At 65.2% G+C, this 21,436-nt stretch carries 6 protein-coding genes and 1 pseudogene; 5 read left to right on the top strand and 2 right to left on the bottom strand.

The window, feature by feature from the left end:
* Positions 1-879: 879 nt before the first annotated feature.
* Positions 880-3,222 carry a CRISPR-associated endonuclease Cas3'' gene (locus HB370_RS37335; protein WP_167513081.1) on the bottom strand — a complete coding sequence of 781 codons (2,343 nt, stop codon included), beginning with the start codon at positions 3,220-3,222 and terminating at the stop codon, positions 880-882.
* 155 nt (positions 3,223-3,377) lie between these two features.
* Between HB370_RS37335 and cas5c the strand changes: the two genes are divergently transcribed.
* From cas5c to HB370_RS37310, 5 genes and pseudogenes are all read left to right on the top strand, one after another.
* Positions 3,378-4,151, top strand: a complete 774-nt coding sequence (cas5c, locus tag HB370_RS37330; RefSeq protein WP_208974479.1) for a type I-C CRISPR-associated protein Cas5c — start codon at positions 3,378-3,380, stop codon at positions 4,149-4,151.
* Between the two features lies 1 nt (position 4,152).
* Positions 4,153-5,985, top strand: coding sequence for a type I-C CRISPR-associated protein Cas8c/Csd1 (gene cas8c / locus HB370_RS37325; protein WP_167513080.1), 1,833 nt, complete (start codon positions 4,153-4,155; stop codon positions 5,983-5,985).
* 65 nt (positions 5,986-6,050) lie between these two features.
* Positions 6,051-6,920: a type I-C CRISPR-associated protein Cas7/Csd2 gene (gene cas7c, locus HB370_RS37320; RefSeq protein WP_167513079.1), complete on the top strand. Its 870-nt coding sequence runs from the start codon at positions 6,051-6,053 to the stop codon at positions 6,918-6,920.
* A gap of 3,789 nt (positions 6,921-10,709) precedes the next feature.
* A pseudogene (locus tag HB370_RS37315) lies at positions 10,710-11,536 on the top strand (IS5 family transposase).
* A 725-nt stretch (positions 11,537-12,261) separates the two neighbouring features.
* Positions 12,262-13,254: a site-specific integrase gene (locus HB370_RS37310; RefSeq protein WP_244405784.1), complete on the top strand. Its 993-nt coding sequence runs from the start codon at positions 12,262-12,264 to the stop codon at positions 13,252-13,254.
* A 1,212-nt stretch (positions 13,255-14,466) separates the two neighbouring features.
* Here the strand turns inward: HB370_RS37310 and HB370_RS37305 are convergent.
* A complete protein-coding gene (locus tag HB370_RS37305) occupies positions 14,467-21,270 on the bottom strand; it encodes a polymorphic toxin-type HINT domain-containing protein (protein ID WP_078637640.1) in 6,804 nt (2,267 codons plus the stop codon).
* Positions 21,271-21,436: the final 166 nt, after the last annotated feature.

Below are 21,436 nucleotides of genomic sequence, written 5' to 3'. Positions count from 1 at the left end.
AGTTGCGATCCTCGTCCGCCCCGGAGAGCGACCGCCACGAAGCCGCCGGGGCTGCCGGTGGTCGGGGTGATGCCGTTGCGATCCTCGGCCGCCCCGGAGTGCGACCGCCACCGGGCAAGTTGTTGTCTGCGGCGACCTCGTAGGTGGTGTTGCGATCCTCGGCCACCCCGGAGGACGACCGTCACACCCAGCCGCGGGGCTTCAGCTCGACGTAGAGGGCGTTACGATCCTCGGCCGCCCCGGACGGCGACCGCCACGGGGCAGCGCGGGGTGCCGGGCCTGCGCGGAGTTGATGTTGCGGTCCTCGGCCACCCCGGAGGGCGACCGCCACGTTCGAGGACCTGGCCCCCGTCCGCCAGGCCGACGTGTTGCGATCCTCGGCCGCCTCCGGAGAGCGACCGCCACCCGAGGGTCCGTGACCCGCGCCTGCGCTGGGCGCTGTGGTTGCGATCCTCGGCCGCCTCGGAAGGCGACCGCGACGCTGCCGTCGGTGTCCGCGCGCGTGGGTGAGCGGGTGTTGCGATCCTCGGCCGCCCCGGAGGGCGACCACCACGTGAGCTGGTCAGCGGTCACCGAGACGTAGAAGTCGTTGCGATACTCGGCCGGCCGCCCCGAAGGACGACCGCCACTGCCAGTCTGAAGCCGCGGACCATGGGCGGCACGACGTTGCGATCCTCGGCCGCCCCGAAGGACGACCGCCAACTGCGTTCTGCCACAAAGATAGATCGTGCCGTCCGCGCTGCGATCCTCGGTCGCTTCTGGGGGTGACCACCGCGCCTGGTTGGGACTTCAAGGGTTTTAAGCTCTCATTCCTATGCCATTGACCATCACACCATGGGACCAGCGCATCGACGAGTCGCTGCTTGGTGGTCTGGATGGTCATGTAAGAGGTTCGATACCTCGTTGGGGATGGTAGGGGCCGACCCACTGGTGCAGATCGCCGGCGATTTCGATGGCGTGGCCAGCGTTAATTGCCAGTTCCAGTTCCCGCTGGGGGATGGATGCCATGTGTTCCTGCAGGGTGTGGTAGGTCGCCGGTGTTGGCAGGCCACGGCGGAGCTGGTCGACGGCGTTCTGGGCGGCCTGTCGGGTTTCTTCTTTGAGGTGGGGGCGGATGACGACCACGGCTACGGAGTGTTCGTTGTCGATGATCCTCATTCTGCGCGCGACCTCCGGGTAGTGCAGTTTTGCGCGCAGCGCTTCGATGACTTCGCCGGTGGCTCCGTTGGGGTCCTTGGAGTGCTGTCCTGCCTGGAGGCGGTAGCGGTGCTGGTAGTACGAGCGGAGGGCGTCCAGATCGTCGGGATAGGCCAGCCCGTCGCCGAAGTGGCGGGATGCTGCTGCGATGGCGCACGTGTTGTAGACCAGTTCCGGGTTGAGTCCGTCCCGGGGGTCGAAGATGGTCATGACGCTGTCTTGCTTGGGGCGTTTGCCTTCGCGGTTGACTCGTCCGGCGGCCTGCTGTTCGGACTCTGGTGTTGATCTGGCGCGGTATCCGCGGGGGAAGTCGAGGTTGACGCCTGCTTCGATGAGCGAGGTCGACACGAGGAGAGTGTCCAGGCCCTCCTCCAGACGTTGTTTCGTCGTCTGGATGGTTTCTCGGCGGTGGCCGCCGGTCATGCGGGTCGACAGGTGCAGGACGCCTGGGTCCTCGGCGTGGTTGGTGCCGATCCAGACGCGGTGGACCTGGTTGGCGTCCTTGGTTCCGTTGACGACGACGAGGGCTTGGTCGTGCTCGGCTGCCTCGGTGGCGATGCTTGCCAGGGTCACGTCCGGGCCTGTCCGCCACTCGTACCTGACGCGGCGCAGCTGTTTGAAGAGTGGCGCGGGGTCGGCGACGACGTCGCGTTGGGGGAGGCCGGAGCGCCAGGGGTTCAGTGCGGCGAGTTCCGGCTGGGTTGCCGATGACAGTACGAGGGTGACTCCGTAGTGCTCTACGAGTTCTCGCAGGCTGGAGAGGATCGGGGTCAGGAGCCTGTCGGGGAGGGCCTGGACTTCGTCGAGGACGATCACGGAGTTGGCGAGCCGGTGGAGCCGGCGGGTGGCCCAGGGGGTGTTTCCGAAGATTGTTTCGATCAGGCGGACGGTGGTGGTGACGATGAAGGGGGCGTCCCAGTTCTCGGTCGCCAGTTTCGACCACCGGTTGGGTCGGCCGCCTTTCTGGCCGTGGCTCGCGTTCGTCGAGGTGCCGGCGGACTGTGGTGTGCGTTGCTGCGGGGCTTCGACGTTCACGGCTGAGTGGTGTTCCAGTACGACCGATGGTCCTTGCTCGGGGTCCAGGAGGTTTCGGTACTCCGCTGCGTTCTGTTCGGTGATGGAGATGAAGGGGACTGCGACGATGATGCGCCGCAGTCTGTGCAGGGAGGCGTGGCGGAGGGCGAAGCCTCCGCCGGTGAAGGTCTTTCCGGCGCCGGTCGGGAGGTGCAGCCGGTAGACGCCCGGCTTGCCGGTGGCGGCTTGGAGGGCCTCCTGGTAGACGTTTTCGCGGAGTTTGTCCAGCCAGGAGGCTCCCTTGGAGCGCTGGCGTTCGGTGATGGCCTCCTGGCGGCGGGCCTCGTACCGCTCCCAGAGTTCCGCCATCCCGATGTGCGGCAGGATGTGCGTGCCGGGCCTGAAGTGGGCTGCGGTGTCGAGCCGGTCGGCGTCGACCACGGCCGAGTAGGTCATGCGGACCAGCATCTCCACAGCGATCGTGTCACGGGGGTCGAGCCAGTCCGGAGCGGCCGGGCATGAGCCGTCCAGGATTTCCGGCATGATCGCGGCGACCCTGTGGATGGCTTCGTCCACCTCGCTGGAGTCGGCCATCAGGGCCTTGAGCCGGAGCCGTACTTCCGACCACGCGGACAGACCGGTGTGGTGTCCCTCGATCACACCGGCGCAGGGCAGCAGAGCGGGGGAACGTTCGGTCGCCCGGGCGAACAGGAGGGCTCCGGCGTCGTTGTGTGGGGGCCGTCTGGTCTTGCGGCCGGTGGTGGCCTCCTCGATCAGCCCTTCTTGCCACGCGCAGGCCCCTTTGCCGGTGTCGTGGTCGCGTCCGAGCTGGTAGGCGAGGTCACCGCCTCCCCATGGCTCTGCGAACCGACGGGCCAGCTCGCCCGTGCCGCGGGCGTGGTCTTCGTACCAGTGCCAGGTCCCTTGGTGGCCCGGCGAGTGGGCCACGAGCCTGCCTTCAGGGACGGGATTCGAACCAGCTAACGCGTCAACTGCCTTGTCGGCAACCATATTTGACTTTCTATCAGTTATACGCTGAGATCCCACCAGATCGCCGCATACCCCTCGAATCCCACGGCGTAGACCTCGGGGTTGTGCGACGTATGGAAGCTAGCCGCAGGCACTGACAACGGGCCGTGTCAGCAGGCAGGGAAGGGAACAAGTGCATGGTTGCGTCGCGTCCCCGAAAGCAGCGTGAGGAGAGGGCTGACCAGCCACTTCACGTCCAGGTGGAGGCGTGGGGGCCGCTGGCCTGCTTCACCCGTCCGGAACTCAAAGTCGAACGTGTTTCCTATCCGACCATGACTCCCTCGGCGGCAAGGGGACTGCTGGAGGCCATCTTCTGGAAGCCGGAGATGACCTACCAGGTCGAGCGAATCGAGCAGCTCAAGCCGGTGAGGTGGACCCGCTTCCGGCGTAACGAGGTCAACAACTCGATCATCACCAAGTACGCCTACGAGAGCCTGAGAGCAAACAACGGCTACCGCTACGATGTCGCCGAAGACCGCGGCCAGCGGGTGACCGTCGCCCTGAGCGACGTGGCCTACCGCATCCACGCGACGATCCGCGCCACCGACCGATGCACCGCGCCCCTGCCGAAGTACCGCGACCAGTTCGACCGCCGGCTCGCACGTGGTGCCTGCTACGAGCAGCCCCATTTCGGCTGCCGCGAGTTCGCAGCCTTCTTCGGGCCTCGTGGCTCGGCAGAGGAAGCCGGCGTGGTCACCGCCGCCGACCAGGCGGGCATTCCGCCCTTGGACGAGCTCGGGCTGATGCTCCACCACATCGAGTACCTTCCGAAGGGCAAGGAGCGCTACCACTGGTTCCGGGCCAGCCTGGAGCACGGTGTTCTCCACGTGCCTGACCGTCCGCTCGCCCCTGCCGAAGTCGGTGGCATGCCCGGAGCCGAGGGACGCGCCTCCGCGGAGGAGGTGGCCTGACGTGCTGCTGCAGAGCCTCGTCCAGCAAGCCAACAGCCGGCAGGGCGACACCCCGGAGTACTACCTCGCGCGCCGGGTCATGTGGCAGATCGACCTCTCCAGCATGGGTACGGGGAACACCGAACCGCTGGTCATCGACCTCCGCCAGGAACAGCGGAAGATCACCGCCCCGTACACCGGACGCTCCGGGCAGAAGCCTGCACCGATCCTGTTCGCCGACACCGCACAGTTCGCGCTCGCTCACCCCGGCCTGGTGAAAGGGCCGGACGGGGAGAAGGCCCTCTCGATCAACTCTGCCGACGTGACCAAGGCGAAAACCCGGCACGCCGCCTACCGCTCACTGGTCACCTCCTGGTGCAACGACCACTCTCACCTTCCCCAGGCGCAGGCAGTGGCCGCGTGGCTGAACAGCCCGGCGCCGACCGCGTGGCCGCTGGAGATGGACAAGGATCACCTCGTCGCCATCAGCGTGGACGGCGAGTGGCTCCACGACCTGCCGGAAGCCAGAAGCTGGTGGGCCGACAAGGTCAGGAAAGCGAAGAGCGGAAAGGCGGGAAAGACGAACCAGGGGCTCTGCCTCGTCTGCGGGCATGTCATGCCGTTGCTGTCCATCCTCCCGGTTCCCATCAAGGGCATCCCCAACTCCGGGATGAACACCCAGCTGGTCTGTCTCAACCAGCCCGCCCACTTCAGGGCCGGCACCAAGCAGCTCGGTGCCACCCCCATCTGCGTCGACTGCGGCACCAAGTCCGCCACCGCCCTGAACACGCTGCTCGCCGACCCCGAACACCGCGCCTTTGCCGACGACTCCGCCATCGTCTGGTGGACCCGCAACCCCGACACCGACACGTCCATGTGGGCCCTGAACAACCCCGAGCCCGAGGAGGTGGCCCAGCTCATCGCCGGCCTCCGCCACCCCCGGCGGGGACGTGACGCGCTGGCAGTCCTCGACGAGGACGCCTTCTACGCCCTCACCCTGCGGGTGAACACCAACAGGGTCATCGTCGCCGACTGGATCACCATCCCCGTCCCCGAACTGAAACGGAGACTCGGGACCTGGTTCTCCGACCAGCAGACCTGGGACGGCTGGAACAACACCTACACCTACTGGTCGGTCTGGCGACTCGCCCTCGCCTGCGCCCGCTGGGACAAGCGCAAGAACAAGTACGTCGACACCACCGTCCCCAAGCACCTGCAAGCCGACCTCACCAAAGCCGCACTCCACGGTGCCGCACCACCGGCCCATCTCCTGCCGGTCCTCCTGCAGCGCGTCCGCGCCGACCACCACCTCGACCGGCCCCGCATCGCCCTGCTGCGCCTCGCCCTGATCCGTACGACCACTCGCCACAAGGAGCTCTGTGTGCCCCAGCTGAACCCCCAGTCGACCGAGCCCGGCTACGTATGCGGACGGATCATGGCCATGCTCGAAGCGATCCAGCGCAAGGCCATGCCCAAGGTCAACACCACCATCACCGACAAGTACCTGAGCACCGCGGTCGTCTCCCCCCAAGCCGTCCTCACCCGCCTCCGCATCGGAGCACGCCCCCACCTGCGCACCATCGCCCGCACCAGCGAACCTGCGGCCAAGGCCATGGACAACCGGCTGCGGGACACCTTCGACCTGCTCGACACCATCCCCGCCCACCTGAGCACCGAGCAGCAGGCCCTGTTCGTCCTCGGCTACGACCACCAGCGAGCCCACTCCGCACGCGCTGCGGCAGAGGCCATCAAGGCACGGGAAGCCAGCAAGGAACTCGCCGCAGGGCAGCAAGCGGACGCCCTTCCTGAAGCCGTCGTCGAGGACGCCGACGCCTCGGACGACACCCTCTGGTGACGGACGCCCCGCCGCCGCCAGCTTCACCACCACGCCACAGCCCCGGAAGGACACCCAGCGCAACCATGACCGACGCACACCTGGACCCCACCCGCAAGCACGACTACGTCTTCCTCATCGACGTCAAGGACGGCAACCCCAACGGTGACCCCGACGCCGGCGGCATGCCCCGAACCGACCCCATCACCGGCCAGGGCCTCATCACCGACGTCGCCCTCAAGCGCAAGATCCGCAGCACCGTCACACTCATTCACCAGGGCCGGCCCGGCTTCGAGATGTACGTCGAACAGGGCGTCGCCCTCAACCCGCAGATCCAGCGCGCCTACACCGAAGGGGGCGCCAAGGAAGGCGAGACCGCCACCGCGCAGGAGTGGATGATCCGCAACTTCTGGGACGTGCGCCTGTTCGGAGCCGTCATGTCCGTGGGCGACCAGAAGAAGCACGCAGGAAGGGCCCGCGGGCCCATGCAGCTCACCTTCTCCCGCTCCATCGACCCCATCACCCCGCTGGAGGCCGGCATCACCCGCGTCGCCCCGAACAAACCCGAGGACCTGGCCAAGGGCAAGGTCACCGAGATGGGCAACAAGCACTACGTCCCCTACGGCCTCTACCGCGGCCACGGCTTCTACTCCGGAGCCCTCGGTGCCAAGGCCAACGTCACTCCGGAGGACCTCGCCGCCTACTGGCAGGCCCTGACCATGATGTTCGACCACGACCGGGCATCCTCCCGCGGCGAAATGGCCATCCGTGGCCTGTACGTCTTCTCCCACGACGACGCCTACGGACGAGCCCCCGCCCACAAGCTCTTCGACCTGATCCGCATCAAGCCGCTCGGCCACAGCGAGGCACGATCCTGGGACGACTACACCGACCGCATCACCATCGACGAAGACACCGTCCCCGCCGGGGTGACCCTGACCCGGCTCATCAACTGAACACGCCCTACAGGCGGCCAAGGGTCGCAACCGCCAGCCGTAGGTCCGGAAGGACTGAGGATCGAAACGTGTATAAACTTTGGGCTGCTCAGCTCCTTACCGACTTGCGGTCGTCCTCCGGATGTGGACGCAAGTCCCTTACGCAGGCCGGGGATCGCAACCAAACGATCGCACGCAAAGTGCTGGAACCGCTCCACGAGCAGCGGCGGCTGCCCCCAGGGCGGCTGAGGATCGTAACCAACGCGCTATGTACGCGATGGATATGAGCGTGGATGTGTCGGCCGCTTTCCGGGACGGGCGAGGGTCGCAACACTATGACCACGCGTATTGACGTGCTGATGACGGAACCTGGAGGTCGCCCTTCAGAGCGGCCGAGGATCACAGCGTCGGCTGCGTCTCGCTGGCCCCCCATGGCTTCCACAAGGTGGTCGCCCTTCAAGGTGACCGAGGATAGCAACGCCGTGCTATGTGGGAAGGGTGCTAACGGCAAGAGCGTGACGGTCGCCCCTCCGGGGTGACCGAGGATTGCAAAACCTCGAGCGAGTGGGTAAGCGGGTGCGCGCCATGCAGATAATGGTCGTTCTTCGTGGCGGGTAAGAATCGCAACACCCCGGTCGTCCACGTCCTCACACGGTGTCCGAGGATGGCGATCACCCCTTCGGGTGGCTGAGGATCACAACACCCAGGAACGCCTTGGCGTCGGTAACTATCCGGTCGAGTGGCGGCCGCCTTCCGGGACGACCGAGGATCGCAGCATGTAGAGACTGCCCCACGAGTAGCCGCCGACTTCCGGTGGCGGTCGTCTGCTACGGCGACCGAGGATGGCAACGCCGACGCTGTGATCAACGGCGACACCGCCGTCGGCAGTGGGGTCGTTCTCTACGGCGACCAAGGATCGCAACGATTGCTCTTCTCTCGTCCAGTACGCATGGCGGCTTAGTGGCGGTCGTCTTCTATGGCGACCGAGGGTCGCAACACCCTCCTGAATGAGACGCAACATTGGATTGAGTCGTGGCGGTCGTCTGCTACGGCGACCGAGGATTGCAACACCCTGGACGTCATCGCGGCGGTCTATCGGCACCAGCAGTAGCGGTCGTCTTTTATAGCGGCCGAGGATCGCAACTGCGTCCCGGACCGACCGGCGATCATAACGACCTCGCATGATTGGACGTCCTCCGGGATGGCCGAGGATCACAATCAAGTAGACGGCTGCTCGGTGCCCTGGTCCGAGTTCGGCGGTCACACCCCAGGTGACCGAGGATGGCAACAGCCCGCACCAGCGCCACCAGAGGTTGTCGGTGTTGTGGCGGTCGCCCTCCGGGACGACCGAGATTCGCAATGCCGAAGAATGTCGCGCTCGTAAACCGGAGCGTGGCCTGGCGACCCCCTCCGAGGCGGCCGAGACTCACAGCGCCCCCTTTCCTCAAAGCGCCCCACAATACTGCTCAGCCAGCAGCCACCTGTTCGAGGTGGCCGAGGATCGCAACCGCGTCTGATCACGCGACACCGCCGCGACCTGCACCCATGGCAGTCGCCCTCCGGGACGACCGAGGATCGGAACAGCCGATGCCTCGGTCAATCCGGTTCGTCGTTGCCTGGCGGACCGAGGATCACAACATCGAAGTCACCACGTAAGCCGCGCCATGAAAGTTCTGTTTTGATCGGTCGCCCAAGGCGGCCGAGGATCCCAACAACGAGCGGTCTTTCATCCGCGCCGGAATCGCGGGAAGGAGGTCGTCCCCCGAGGAAGACCGAGGTTCGCACACGAGAGCTGTCAGCACCTCCCGGCTCTCTGGATGGTGACGGTCGTCCTCCCGGGACGGCCGCGAGCGCAACCCCCGTCGTGGCCGACAAGCGCCCCGGTCGACACCCCGGCGGTGGTCACTGTCAAAGCGACCGGGGATAGCAACAGCGCGACCGCGATCCGTACCAGGCGGGACACGATGTGGCGGTCGCCCTCAGGGGCGATCGAGGATCGCAACGCGCCCTTACCTCACAGCACTCCAAAACACTGCTCACACGTGGTGGCTGCCCCTGGGGGCAGTCAAGGATCACAACGCCACCACCAACCCCGACAATCCGCACCACTGGCTCTTGGGGACGGCCGAGGATCACAACACCCGCGCTGCTCACGAACACCATGAGTCCACAGCAGACTCACAGTCACCCTTCGGAGCGACTGAGGATCGCAACTTATCCTTGCCCGCATATGGATCTTGCGGCGCGATACGGCGGTCGCCCGCCGGGGTAGCCAAGGATCGCAATCTCTGGACGCCCTTTCCGGAGGGGTGCCGGTACGAGTTGTAGCGGTCGCCCCCTCCGGGGCGACCGAGGGTCGCAACGAACAGTTCGCGGTCAAGAAGACCGACCTCGGCGTCGTGGCGGTCGCCCTCCTGGGTAGCCGAGGATCGCAAGGGCATGGGGGCGCCCAGCTCTACGACCGTGAGTCCGTGTGGCGGTCGCCCCTCGGGCGACTGAGGATCACAACTAAACAACCAGGTGCAGGGCAACCAGCCCAGCGAAGTAGTGGCGGTCGCTCTCGGGGCGGCCGAGGATCGCAACTGAAAGGGTTGGGGCTTTGACGAGATGGTCTCCACCTGACGCTCGCCCTTCCGGGCAGCCGAGGATCGTAACGACTTCGCCACCGCTCACCGAAGACCCCGACAGCCTCCTGGCGGTCGCCTTTTAGGGCGACCGAGAATCGCAACACGCTGGGCCGGTGGCTGCCGAACGCTACGATCGACGATCTAGCGGCCAGCCTCCAGGGTGACCGAGGATCGCAACAGCTGTGCCTGAGCGAGCGTCACGGGCATGGTGTACTAGCGGTTGCCTTTTGGGGCGACCGGGGATCGCAACAGCATGTGAGTGAACAGGTGAACCGCGAGGAGCACCGTGGTGGTCGCCCTCCGGAACGGCCGAGGATCGCAACGTGATGTTGTCGATGACGCTCAAGTGCGGCACGCACCGTGGGCAGCGGGTCGCCCGTCACCGGGACGGCCAATCCACAGCGCAGCGCGGAATCGACTTCCCTCTTCGGCAGGGAGGCCGTGTGTGCTGCTGGAGACTGCGCAGCACTTCCGGGCCGCAAGGCCGGAATGGTCCGTCAGCTGCGCGACGGCTTCTTCGATCTACTCCCGGCCACGCTCGTGCCGGATGACGACCACCGGGACACTGTGTTCGTCTTCGATCATCTTGAACTTACGGTCCACCTGCAGGAAGCCAAGGGCGCGCCGCAGCTTCTGGATGTGCGCTCCCAGCCCGGACTTCGCGTCCCCGCCCTACTGGTAGGCATAGCGCCGCTGGTAGTAGTGGTGCAGCACATCGGGATCGTCCGGCGCGGCGAGAGAATGCGGTCCGAAGACGGGGCAACCGCCAGAAAGCCAACACACCCCGGGCCGCCGGCGTAGTGTGCATTGCGATCCTCGGTCGCCCCGAAGGGCGACCGTCGGGGCCCGGACGTGCGGCTCTACGTTCGTGGAGTCGAGGTTGCGACCCTCGGTTGCCCCAGAGGGCGACTGCCAGTCCCGCACGCCTCCGCACTACCTGATCGGCGCCGTGGTGTTGCAATCCTCGGTCGCCCCGGAGGGCGACCGCCAGTCGGCTGGGCGCGGTCCATGATCCCGGGGCCGATCGCGTTGCGATCCTCGGTCGCCCTGGAGGGCGACCGCCAGGCTGCTTGAGCAGTGGAAAACAGCTTACCGCTCGCTCCTCCATTGGTGAGCATCGGGTATCAGAGTCGCTGATTACGGACAGACTACTTAGACCGTGTCCTACGTGGTGAGGCGGACGTTGGCTCGGTATGGGGAAACGTGGAGCTGGATCGTGCCGGACGGCTTGTGGGAGATCGCCAAGCCGCTGCTTCCGGAGCAACGGGCGCGGCTACAGGGCGGTGGAACGCAGAACACGCCTGATGAGACGGTGTCCGCGGCCATCGTCTACGTGCTGGTCAACGGGTGCGCCTGGCGGTCGCTGCCGCTCTGCTTCGGGGTATCGAAGTCGACGTCCACCGCCGGTTCCTGATCCAGTTTGGTGTCGGGCGTATGGGGCCGGCTCCACGAAGCCGGGCTCCACCGCCTGAACGACGCCGGGCTCCTGGACGTATCCCGGGTCATCCTCGACACCGCCCACGTCAGGGCCAAGAAGGGGGCGAACACACAGGTCCGGGCCACGTGGACCGGGGCAAGCCGGGTTCCAAGATGCACATCCTGTCGGACGCGAACGGCCTGCCTGTCCTTGTCGGGCGTCTCCGCCGGCAACGTCCACGACAGCGAAGGACTGAAGCCGATGATGGAGGGTCACCAAACGAGACATGACCCCCACCGCAGCCGCCACTTCAAGCCCGAGCGCCTCCAAGCCGACAAAGCCTACGCCCGGGCCGACCTGCGCAGATGGCTGCGAGGCAAGCAGATCGGCGTACGGATCGCCCGTTCAAAGGCATCGAGTTCAGCGAGAGATTGGGGCGCCGTCGATGGGCTATCGAGCGGACGATGTCCTGGCTGTCCGACTACCGCCGCCTCAGCCCCCGCTACGAACGAGAACCTCGCAACTACCTCGGCCTCCTCGGTCTTTCCTTAGCCCTCTGCTGCTACAAGCGACTCGTCCGCCTCACCACGTAGGACACGGTCTAAGTTCTGGAGGTCTCAGCGTGATTTAGGCATGCACATCGGCGTTGGTACGCCGAGCAGGCGTTTCCCCAGCCCGTCTCTGTCGACCAGAGGCCAAGATCCGGACCATTCCCGGACCAGCGACCGAACACGGGCCACGTGGATGGCCGTTTCCACTGGTCTGCGACCCTGCCGCCCCTGTACCACCAGCAGACGAAGAACCTACTGGCACGCTGCCCAGGCGGCTGATTGGGACCGCTCGGCACACGAAACTCCCGACGCCTTGCCACACCCGCACAGTCAGGAGGCCGCCTGACCAGCAGGGCAACGTACCTGACGGCTCATCAGAACCAGCGTCAAATGAGCGTCACGATGCCTCGGCGAGCGTCATTTCAGCGTCAAGATATCGCCCGTAACACCCACAGTGCACATAACGCACATCAGCCAAACCCGCAGGTCAGGCTCCCTTTGCGATGGGTTCCAGGATCGCCACGCACTCCACGTGGTGCGTCATCGGAAACAGGTCGATCGAGGACCGCAGCGGCTGGCTCTCAGGTCCGGTCATGCCGCCAAGGGGATCCAAGGCACCGTACCGAGCGCGCGTCCGATGGTGGGATCCCACCACCAAACGCCGTCAGTCACTGTCCGAGGGAAAGAACAGTGAAGAAGAAGCGCAGGAGTGGCTCCAGGCCATCGTCCAGGCCGCACAAGCCGGCCTGACCCCGCCGACCGCCACCATGACGCTGGCCCAATACGGCGAGGCGAACATGGACCTCGCGCTGCGCGGCCTGGAGCTGAAGACACTCGACCCCTACCTCGCGGGGTGGCGCAGATGTGTGGTTCCCGCCCTGGGTCACCTCGCCGTTCGGCTGATCACCAACGGTGTCGTCGACCGGACCGTGCAGAACTGGATCGCCGACAAGCACAGCCGCTCAACGGTCAAGAACACCATCGCCGTCCTGGTCCGCGTCATGGAACAGGCCGTCCGGGACGGCATCATCACCGTCAATCCCGCCCGCGTGACCGGCTGGCAGAAGCTCTACAAGCAGGCCGAGGACGAACTCCGTAATCCGCGCGCGCTGGCCCTGCCCGACTGGGACAGTCTCGTCCAGCTGGCCGACGCGCTCGTGGCCGCCTCCCACGACCAGTACCGCGGCTGGGGAGACGTCGTCGTCTTCGCCGCCTGCACCGCCGCCCGGATCGGCGAAGTCTCAGGCTGCCGCATCCAGGACATCGACACCGACCAGTGGATCTGGACCGTACGGCGCCAGACCACACCCGCACCCGGCGGCCTGACCGACAAGGGCACCAAAGGCAAGCGGGCCCGCAAGGTCCCCATCATCGAGGAGACCCGCCCCCTCGTCGCCCAGCGCATCCCGTCCGCCGGACCCGACCCCGACGCCCGCCTGTTCACCGGCCCGCGCGGCGGACGCATCTCCACCGCCGTCCTGCGCGACGCCACCCACTGGGACGACGTGGTCATCCGGCTCGGCTACGAACACCTGCGCCGCCACGACCTCCGGCACACCGGCCTGACCTGGTTCGCCGACGCGGGAGTCCCGGTCCACGTCCTGCGGCGCATCGCCGGCCACGGCTCCCTCATGACCACCCAGCGCTACCTCCACCCCGACGTCCACAAGATCACGGCCGCCGGCGCAGCACTCTCCACACACCTCAGCGCAGTCCGCGCCCCCCGCTCACTCCCGAGCCGGATCGTCATGACCCGCTGACACCGGTCAAGGGAGCACTGGTCCCCAACTGGTCCCCAAAAACGGCCGAGGGCCGGTCTCGGATTGCTCCGAAACCGGCCCTGACCTGCGACTGTCTCCAGTCGGGACGACAGGATTTGAACCTGCGCCCCCTTGACCCCCAGGAAGGGGGTATCCAATTTGCCCGCATATACAGTGAGAAATCAGGGTGCATAGTGTGCGGTACCGTGCATGCCGTTCAGGTGCGCGGACACCGTCTGGTCCCCAAGGGCGCGTCCACCCTGCCTCTTTGAAGTGGCTCCTGCGTCCGACGCCCGGTGCATCGCAATGTGCTCGTCCATCGCTATGGAGCCATCACGAAGGTCCACAAACCCCCCGCGCTCCTCGTCCGTGGCTGCTGGCGTCCGGCCCGCCCCGGCGGGGAGGACGCCAGCAGCTCCTCGCACGTCACCGCATCGTCTGGAACACCCCCGCCGACGCGGGGGTGTTCCGGAGCCGATATGCTGCATGAATTCCAGGGCCAGGTCCTCCCCGCCGAAGCGGAGGTGTTCCGCCGGGGAATGGCCACCACACAGGTTGACACCAGACCACTTTGGCCGCCCCAAACGACCAGCCCGCATCAGTCACTCAGCGTGTCCACCGTATTGATGGGCTGGTAATACGCTGCCACCGGGAACTGGTCTCGGCAACGGCTTCCCTTGGGGAGAATTTTCGGCCGTGCACTCTGAGCCAACGCATGATGACGTCTAGGACGCCCACGCAGAAGCCCCGTCAGCACTCGCTTGACGGGGCTTCAACGAGAACTAGCGCAGTCTCTGAATAGCTCGGCTATTCCAGGAAACTACTTGTCTTTTTCCCCAAGCAAGATCTGCACTTGTGACGGGAATTGCGGATCATCCACCATCACCGAACAGCTCACGGAGCCAGGGAACCCCGCGAATTGCATTCGAGCGTGTTCGTTCGGATCGTGCAATACGAGCCACCCGGACGGACATGGGAGTGACACCTCGACAAGGGTCACGGGAAGCGTCTCAGGAGGAGCCGACTTCCATACCTCACATTCGACAGGACCATCTACGCTGGCCTGAACACCGAAAATGACTGCACTGCCCTCTTGATACCAGCTGTTCGACGCCGGATCCCAGTCGCTGACGTCATCCTCGCTTCCTGCATCTCGCAAGATCAGGCACCCGTGTTCGATTTTTGCCTGAAATGCAGCCACAGGGCCACGAGCTACCATTCCTTCTTACTCTTTCCTTGTGAAAGTTGCGAGACGACCCCACCTTGCATCCGCGCACAGATGAGACAGTGAGGATACGCCGTCTGAGGAAACCCGAAAGGGACGAGACTAGATGCTGGCTGATGGTCCGGAATCCACTCACCCTTTTTAGTCCCAGGAACCCTGGAGCCGCAGGTGTGGCAGCCATGCGCATTTCCTGACTCATTGATCAGATCCCGAACGCCATCTTCGTCGATGTCACCGTTCACCAAGGCTACCCCCTCTCGCGCATGCGGACCAGCACCTAGCGTCAGATCGCACTTCTGACCTGGCGATGCATTGTGAACAAGCACCGGAGTCTCGCCCGCCAGCACATAGTAGGTGTGGAGGCTGTCGACCGTCAGATTGTATGTGCGCGCATGCCGGGTGAAGGGGCGATTACCCGTAACGACGACTGTTTTTCCCTTTTCGGTACGCAAGGTCATGCCTGGAGCGAGCTCGCCAGCTGGGACCCAGTCATGCCGGGAGGGAGACCAGAAGGGGTGCTCGTGGGTCGCGGTCAGCTTCTCGATGCCATCGTTGGTGGCGATGGACAGTTCGTTGAAGTATTTGTCCCCGTCCGTCCGGATTATTCCGGTTACCTTCCGGGGTGCCGTTTGACCGGTCTCCGGGTCAGTCGCCATTACCTTGTCGCCGAGCTTGACATCCTCGATTTTCTTGGTGGAGCCATCGGCTACGAGAACGGCTGTACCGGCAAGGAAGCACTTACAGCGAGAAACTACTGCGTCGAGCTTCTTGCTGCCGCTCTTCAGGAGCCTTGCTCCCGATCGCCAAGCGCCAGCTGCACTGAGCGAGCTGTAGATGTCGAGCCTGGTTTGTGTGTCCTGATAAAGCTCGGAGTCGGTATCGACACCTTTACTTTCGATGAATTCATCATAATCGTCGGTGACGTCACAGTCCTCGAACCAGCAAAACGGGCTCGCCTTGGCCAAGAAATCGAGGCTTTCCGTCACCCAACGTCCGGCCCCTGCAGCTGCTTCTTTCCATCCGCCGCGCGCCTGGGGGTTTGACGGCTCACCCGACCCGCTGTCGCACGACACAGGAATGACGTATTTACGCGAAAAGCTGTAGCACGTTGAGCCGGGACTACTGCTCTGGCTGTAGTTTGCGCTCCCGGCGGTGGACATCGCACCGGATGCGGCACCACTGCCGCTACTGCGAGTGACGGTCTTCCACATAGCCCTAGCCGTCGATATGACGGCTTTGACCGCTGCCCTGATTATTCCGATAATGGCGCCGAAGAACGCACCGTCGGGGTCGGAGAAGGTGACGGGATTGTTATTGCTGTAGCCGTAGCCGTTGACCTGTTGCGGATCTTTGATGTCGCCGATGGGGTCGACGCTGATGAAGCGTCCGTTTGTTGTGTCGTATTCGCGGGATCCGAGGTGAGTGAGGCCAGTTGGGTCTTCGGTTCCTCCGACGAAACCCCTCTCGCCGCGCCAAGTGGCGGGTTTCTCAGTACCGCGGTCTTCGCCGAAGGGTTTGGTGGGGCGGCGGGTGAGGGCCTGGGTGGCGGAGTCGACCTGGAGGTCGGCGGTGCCGTGGTGGTCGGTGCACATCCAGGTCAGGTTGCTGGGGGTGCGCATCGCCACTGTTTTGCCCGCATGTGTGTAGTAGCGGGTGGCGGTGACTCTTCCGCTGGCCTTGTCGAGGCGGAGTTCGGTCTCGGCCAGGTAGAGGGTGGTTCCGGTTGCGTCTCGGCGGATGAGCCGGTTGCCGTCGCCGTCGTTGAGGAAGGTGGTGGTTGCGCCGCTGGCTTCGGTGACCTTCTCCAGCTCGCCTTCGACATCCCAGTCGAGGGTTTGGGTAGTGCCGTTGAGGTTGCGGGTCTTGGTGGCTCCGTTCTCCCAGTAGGTGTAGCTGTTCATGGTCTGCGTGCCCGAGGCTAGGCTGGTGACTGTGCTGGTCAGGGCATGCGGGCGGGGTTGGTCGGCGGTTTTGTAGGTGTAGGTGGTGGTGGCCGGGCCTCCAGTTGCCAAGTGGTCGGTGGTGGTCTTTCGGTTTCCGCTCGAGTCGTAGGTGAAGCTCTGCCAGTACGGTGCGCGGCCGCCGATGCTGCTGGCAGCGGGGGTGGTGGCGCAGTCGCCGGTGGCGGTCCAGGCGGTCTTCAGACGGCGGTGGCCGTCATATGCGAAGCACTGCTTGTCACCGGGGCTGGTGGAGAGGTCATCGATCTCGGTCGGGTTCCCGGCTTTGTCGTAGTGGTAGTAGATATCGGCGTCGGTGCCGGTGCGGGTTTCGGAGACGACGGTCTGGCGGGCAAGTCGCTGAGTGCCTTCTTCGTAGGCGTAGTTGACCTCGGTCCAGTCCGCGGAGGAGGAGACGCCCAGGGTAGTGCGGATGTGCTCGCCGGCCGGAAGGTAGTCAGTGTTCTGGACGATGCCGGTCAGGCCCTGGAGGGTATCCGGGAGACGGGTTGAGGTGTAGCCGTAGTCGAGAGTCTCGGCGGCGAGTCCGCCCATGGCGGGGATGGTGCGCTTTTGCAGCGTGCCGTCGATGTTGTAGGTGTTGCTGATGGTGTAGACGCCGGTACCGGCGAGGGCCCCTTCCTTGGTGCTGATCGTGTACTGCTCCTTCAGCACCCGGTAGAGCTTGTCGTAGGAGGCGTTGGTGATGGCGTAGACGTCGCCGGTCTTGCCTCCGACGTAGCGGATGCTGGAGGTGAGCTGGCCCTTGGCGATGGTGTCGTAGGACCAGCGGGCCAGGATCTTCGCGTTCTCCGGGGTGGGCACTCCGCCGACGAGGGGAACGCGGCCGTCGACGCGGGCGGTCTGCCGGCCCAGGCTGTCGTACGTGTAGCCGATCGTCTTGTTGCGGGCATCGGTCGCGGCGATGACCTGGTCGAGGTCGTTGTAATCGGTGGTGGAGCTTCCGGAGTCAGGGGCCGAGGCGCTGGTTTGCCGGCCGAGGAGGTCATAGCCGAAGGACCAGGTGTTGCCGTCGCTGTCCTTGGCGGTCTTCAGACGGTCGGCGTGATCGTAGGTGTAGGTGAATCCGGTGTAGTCGGATGTGACCGTGTTGCCGTTGTACTCCCGCTTCTCCGCCAGGCGGCCGCGGGCATCGTACTCCTCATACACGGCCGGGGCGCCCTCGGGAGGCTGGACGGTGGTGGTGTTCCCGTCGTAGGTGGTGGTGGTGCGTGAGTGCTCTTGGCCCCTGACCAGGTTCTTCTGCACCGTGGGGCGTCCCACGCCGTCGAAGATGGTTTCTGTGCCGGCGGGTGCAGCGGTGATCAGCGTGGCGAGAGACCCGCTGGGGGCTTGGTTGTCTATGTACTGTGCGGCGGTTTCCACTGCCAGGCCGCGGCTGTCGTACTTGGTTTCGGAGATCACCCGGCCGGTCCCGGTGGCCGCGGGCATCTGGACCTGCCGAGGGCGCAGCAGTGCGTCGTAGATGGCGTACTGGGTGAGGTACGTGGTGCCGTCGTTGTTCAGGGACTTGGTCGCCACCCAGGAGGCGGCACCGGACTGGACTTTGTACTCGTACTTCTGGCTGGGAGCCTGGGTGCGGTCGCGGTCCGCCAGCCAGACGTCGGTGAGGCGGCCGAGAGCGTCGTAGGCGAGTTCGGTGCGGTTGCCGTTGGCGTCCGTCCGGGAGAGGTCCACACCCCAGTCGGGAGCGTGTTCAGCGATGGCTGTATGGCCGGCTGCGTTGGTGGTCGTTGTCTGGGTGACGGGACCGCCGGCGGCCGGGGTGTAGGCAATGTTCTTGGTTCGCGTGCCCTTGGTGTCCCAGGTGTCCGTGGGGCGGCCCAGCGCGTCGTAGGCGGCGGTGGTGACAGTCTGATACTGGCCGGAGCCGTCGGTGGCGTAGCCGACGAGGCGCTCGGTGCGGGTGGCATCGCCCTTGGTCGGGGCGGCTGCGTAAGCCTGGTTGTCGTAGGAAATGCGTGTTTCGAAGACCAGGTCGGTGGTCTTGGGATCGTTTGTACGATTGGGAGTCACCGAGCAGGCGGCGGAAACCTTTTCCACCCGCTTGGGGTAGGAGAGCATCCACTTGGTTTCGTCGGTGGCGTACCAGGTTCGGGTGCAGTCCTTTGAACCGTTGGCGTCGGTTTCAACGGTCAGCGGCAGCCCGCTGGTCGGGTCGTAGGTGGTGGTCGAGGTAGCGGTGAGTGTGCCTCCGCTGTTCAAGCGGGTGCGGGTGACCTGGGTGCCGGTGCGGACCATGTAGCCGCGGACGGTGCCGTAAGAGTGCCCGTCGCTGGAGGTCTGCCGCGACCAGGGGGTGATGACCTTGGCGGACACTTCCTGACCGGAGGCGCCGTTGTAGGTGATCTCCTCACGGAGCTGGCCGGTGAACTCCTCGGAGTCGGTCTGGGACACTCCCTGTGAGTCGGTGATCGTCTCGCTGCGGGTGCCGCTGGTCTGCTTGTCACCGTGCATGCCGCGGTAGTAGAGCGCGGTGGTCTTCGAGCGGGTCCCGGAGGCTTCACCGATGGTGGTGGTGACCGTGTTGTAGCCGCGCCAGATTCCCCATGTGCGGTACTTGGCCGGTGAGATGGGTGATTCGTCGTCGTAGGCCCAGGCGCCGCCGCCGGTGTAGGTGTAGTCGGTCTCCTTCAGGGGTGCGCCGCCGGTCGGGTCGGATTCGGTGACCTGGGTGACGACGTATTTGTGGAAGAAGTCGGTGCGTGGCTGCGGGTCCTCTCCGCCGGTGGGGTTGGAGGGTGGGATCCATTTGACGGGGTAGCAGCGCTTGGTGTTCTTGTCGAGTGCGGTGGGCAGGTTGGTGTCTGCTATGCACTCGGGGTCGGAGTAGTTGACGGTTACGACCGACCCGGTCTCAGAAGTGATCTTGCGGACACGCCATTTGATGTACGGCGCGACGTCGTCGCCCGTCTTGTCGACGCGGTTGTGCAGCTGGACGCCCTGGAAAGTGACCGCTGGCAGGGTGATCGGAGTGGTGCCGGACTTTCCGGTGCGCTGGATACTCTTCAGCCACAAGCCTGGCGCGGAGCCGTCGCCCGGGTCTGGGAAGGAGTGTTCCAGGTGCCAGGTGTTGACGTCGCGGTAGTCGGTGTCCGCGCCGGTGCCGGTGCCTTTGTAGACCTGCGTGGTCACGTCGGTCAGTCGCTTGCGGGTGAAGAACGACGGCGCGTTGCGATCAGTGCAGGTGGTGTTGGCGGCGCAGATCTGGTCAAACGGCACATCCGGCCAAGCCGCTTTGCTCGTCGCGGTCAGGGTGCCGCAGGTTTCCCCGCCGGTGACAGGTATGCACCTCTCGGCGACATCGAACTTCACACGGGCTGCGGCAGGCTTGCTGAAGATGCTGTCGGCTCGCTGACCGTAGTCGATACGCTTGAGCCAGCCGCCGCGGTGGTAAAAGGTGCCGTTACCAGTCGAGGCGTTCTTGGCGTAGTAGTTGCCTTCTGGGGAATACCAGTAGCTGGTGACGTTGCCGTGCGGGTCAACGACGTAGTCGAGGTTCCAGCGCCATGCCTGAAGCTTGGCCCGTCCAGCGAAACTGGTACCGCTGGAGTAGCCGGGTTCACCGGAGTCGTCACCGAAGACCGGGACAGTCCATGTGGAATTGGTGACGGGGTCGTCGGTGGCGGTGCCATTGTCGGACCAACCAGGCAGACGATTCTTGCCGAACACGTATTGGGTTCCGTCGGTGGTGGTCAAGGTCCAGTATTCGCCTTGGTCACCGGTGTCACCGTCGTCGCCGTTGGCCGCCCCGGTCGCTAGGGTGATCTTTTCACCGTCGTCACTCTTCAGGTGCCAGCCGTTGGCGTCTTTGATCAGCGGGCTGGACTTCCCGTTGAAGACGACCGAGGCGTTGTTCTCTTTCCAGCAGAGGTCGGCTTTGTCATCCTGACCGTCGTCGTCGCAGGAGCCATAGGAACGCTCGATGTAGGACGTTGGCAGGTCGAAGCCCTCGCCGACCCACGACGGCTGCGCGGAGGTGGTGGAGGTGCGGCCGTCGACGCTCTGCGCCGAGTAGCCCAGCGACAGCGACGGGGGGGTGCCGGCAGGTGCGGGCACGACGTCCATGGGGTAGGACCAGGTGAAGTCGCCGTTCGATCCGCCGCCCGCCCAAGTGGAGGACGCCGACAGAGGTGTGGCCTGGTAACTGCCCTGGTCGGAGGAAGCGGCCGCGGTGAGTGCCACCACCGTCGTCGTCGCTGCCGCGGTGCTGGCCTGACGGGTGGTGACCTCGGTGGTGAGAGTGTCGTCCTCGGTGTCGTTGTCAGTGGGCAGCACCTGCGTGACGCGGCACTGCGGCTTGTCGGGAGTGGTCAGAGAGCACGGAGGCAGCTCGATAGCGCGCAGGCGGGAAGCCCATGCGCCGCCGTAGGCTTGGGCGAAACCGCTGTAGTCGACGCTCAGAGACAAGTCTGAGGCGCTGGTCTTGCCGTCGGTGCGCTGCACGGACAGCACAAGTCCCTCGATACCGAGCCTCTTGGCCACCTTGCGGTCGAGAACAGTCACTTTGGCCTTCGTCGGGGCCTGGGCCACCTTGGTGGCCGCGGACTTGGGCCGGCCCGGGACGGCCAGCGTTACTGGCAGGCTGCTGGCCTTCGACTTCTGGTGCGCTGCTGCAGGGGCTAGTTCCACCGTTGCCGAGCCTGGGGCAGGCCATACGGGCTCGTTAGCAACCTGCTTGCGGGTCTTGGCGGCGGCCTCGTCGGCTGGATCAACGCCCTTGCTGATCTGGGCCTTGAAGGCAACTGCCTTGCCGTACTTAGGCTCAGGCAGTTTGCTGTGGCTGCGGCCTGCTTCTTCGGCTGGAGCCGCTCCGAGCAGCGTTGCCATCACGGCAGCGGTGACGGGGAGACTGACTGCTGCCAGTCTGCGGCGTCCCGCTTGATGCCATGACCATGAGGGCAGCGCGAATCTGCGCCTTGTCACAGTGCGTTCCTTCGGTCGTGAAACGAAGCGGTGTACCGAGCCGGATCGGATTCGGCGCACCACGGGGGTT

The organism is Streptomyces sp. DSM 40868 (assembly GCF_011820545.1).
In the GTDB taxonomy this organism is placed as follows: Bacteria; Actinomycetota; Actinomycetes; order Streptomycetales; family Streptomycetaceae; genus Streptomyces; species Streptomyces eurythermus.
Note: the sequence above shows the minus strand (reverse complement) of the source record. Positions and strands in the feature narration are given on the sequence as shown.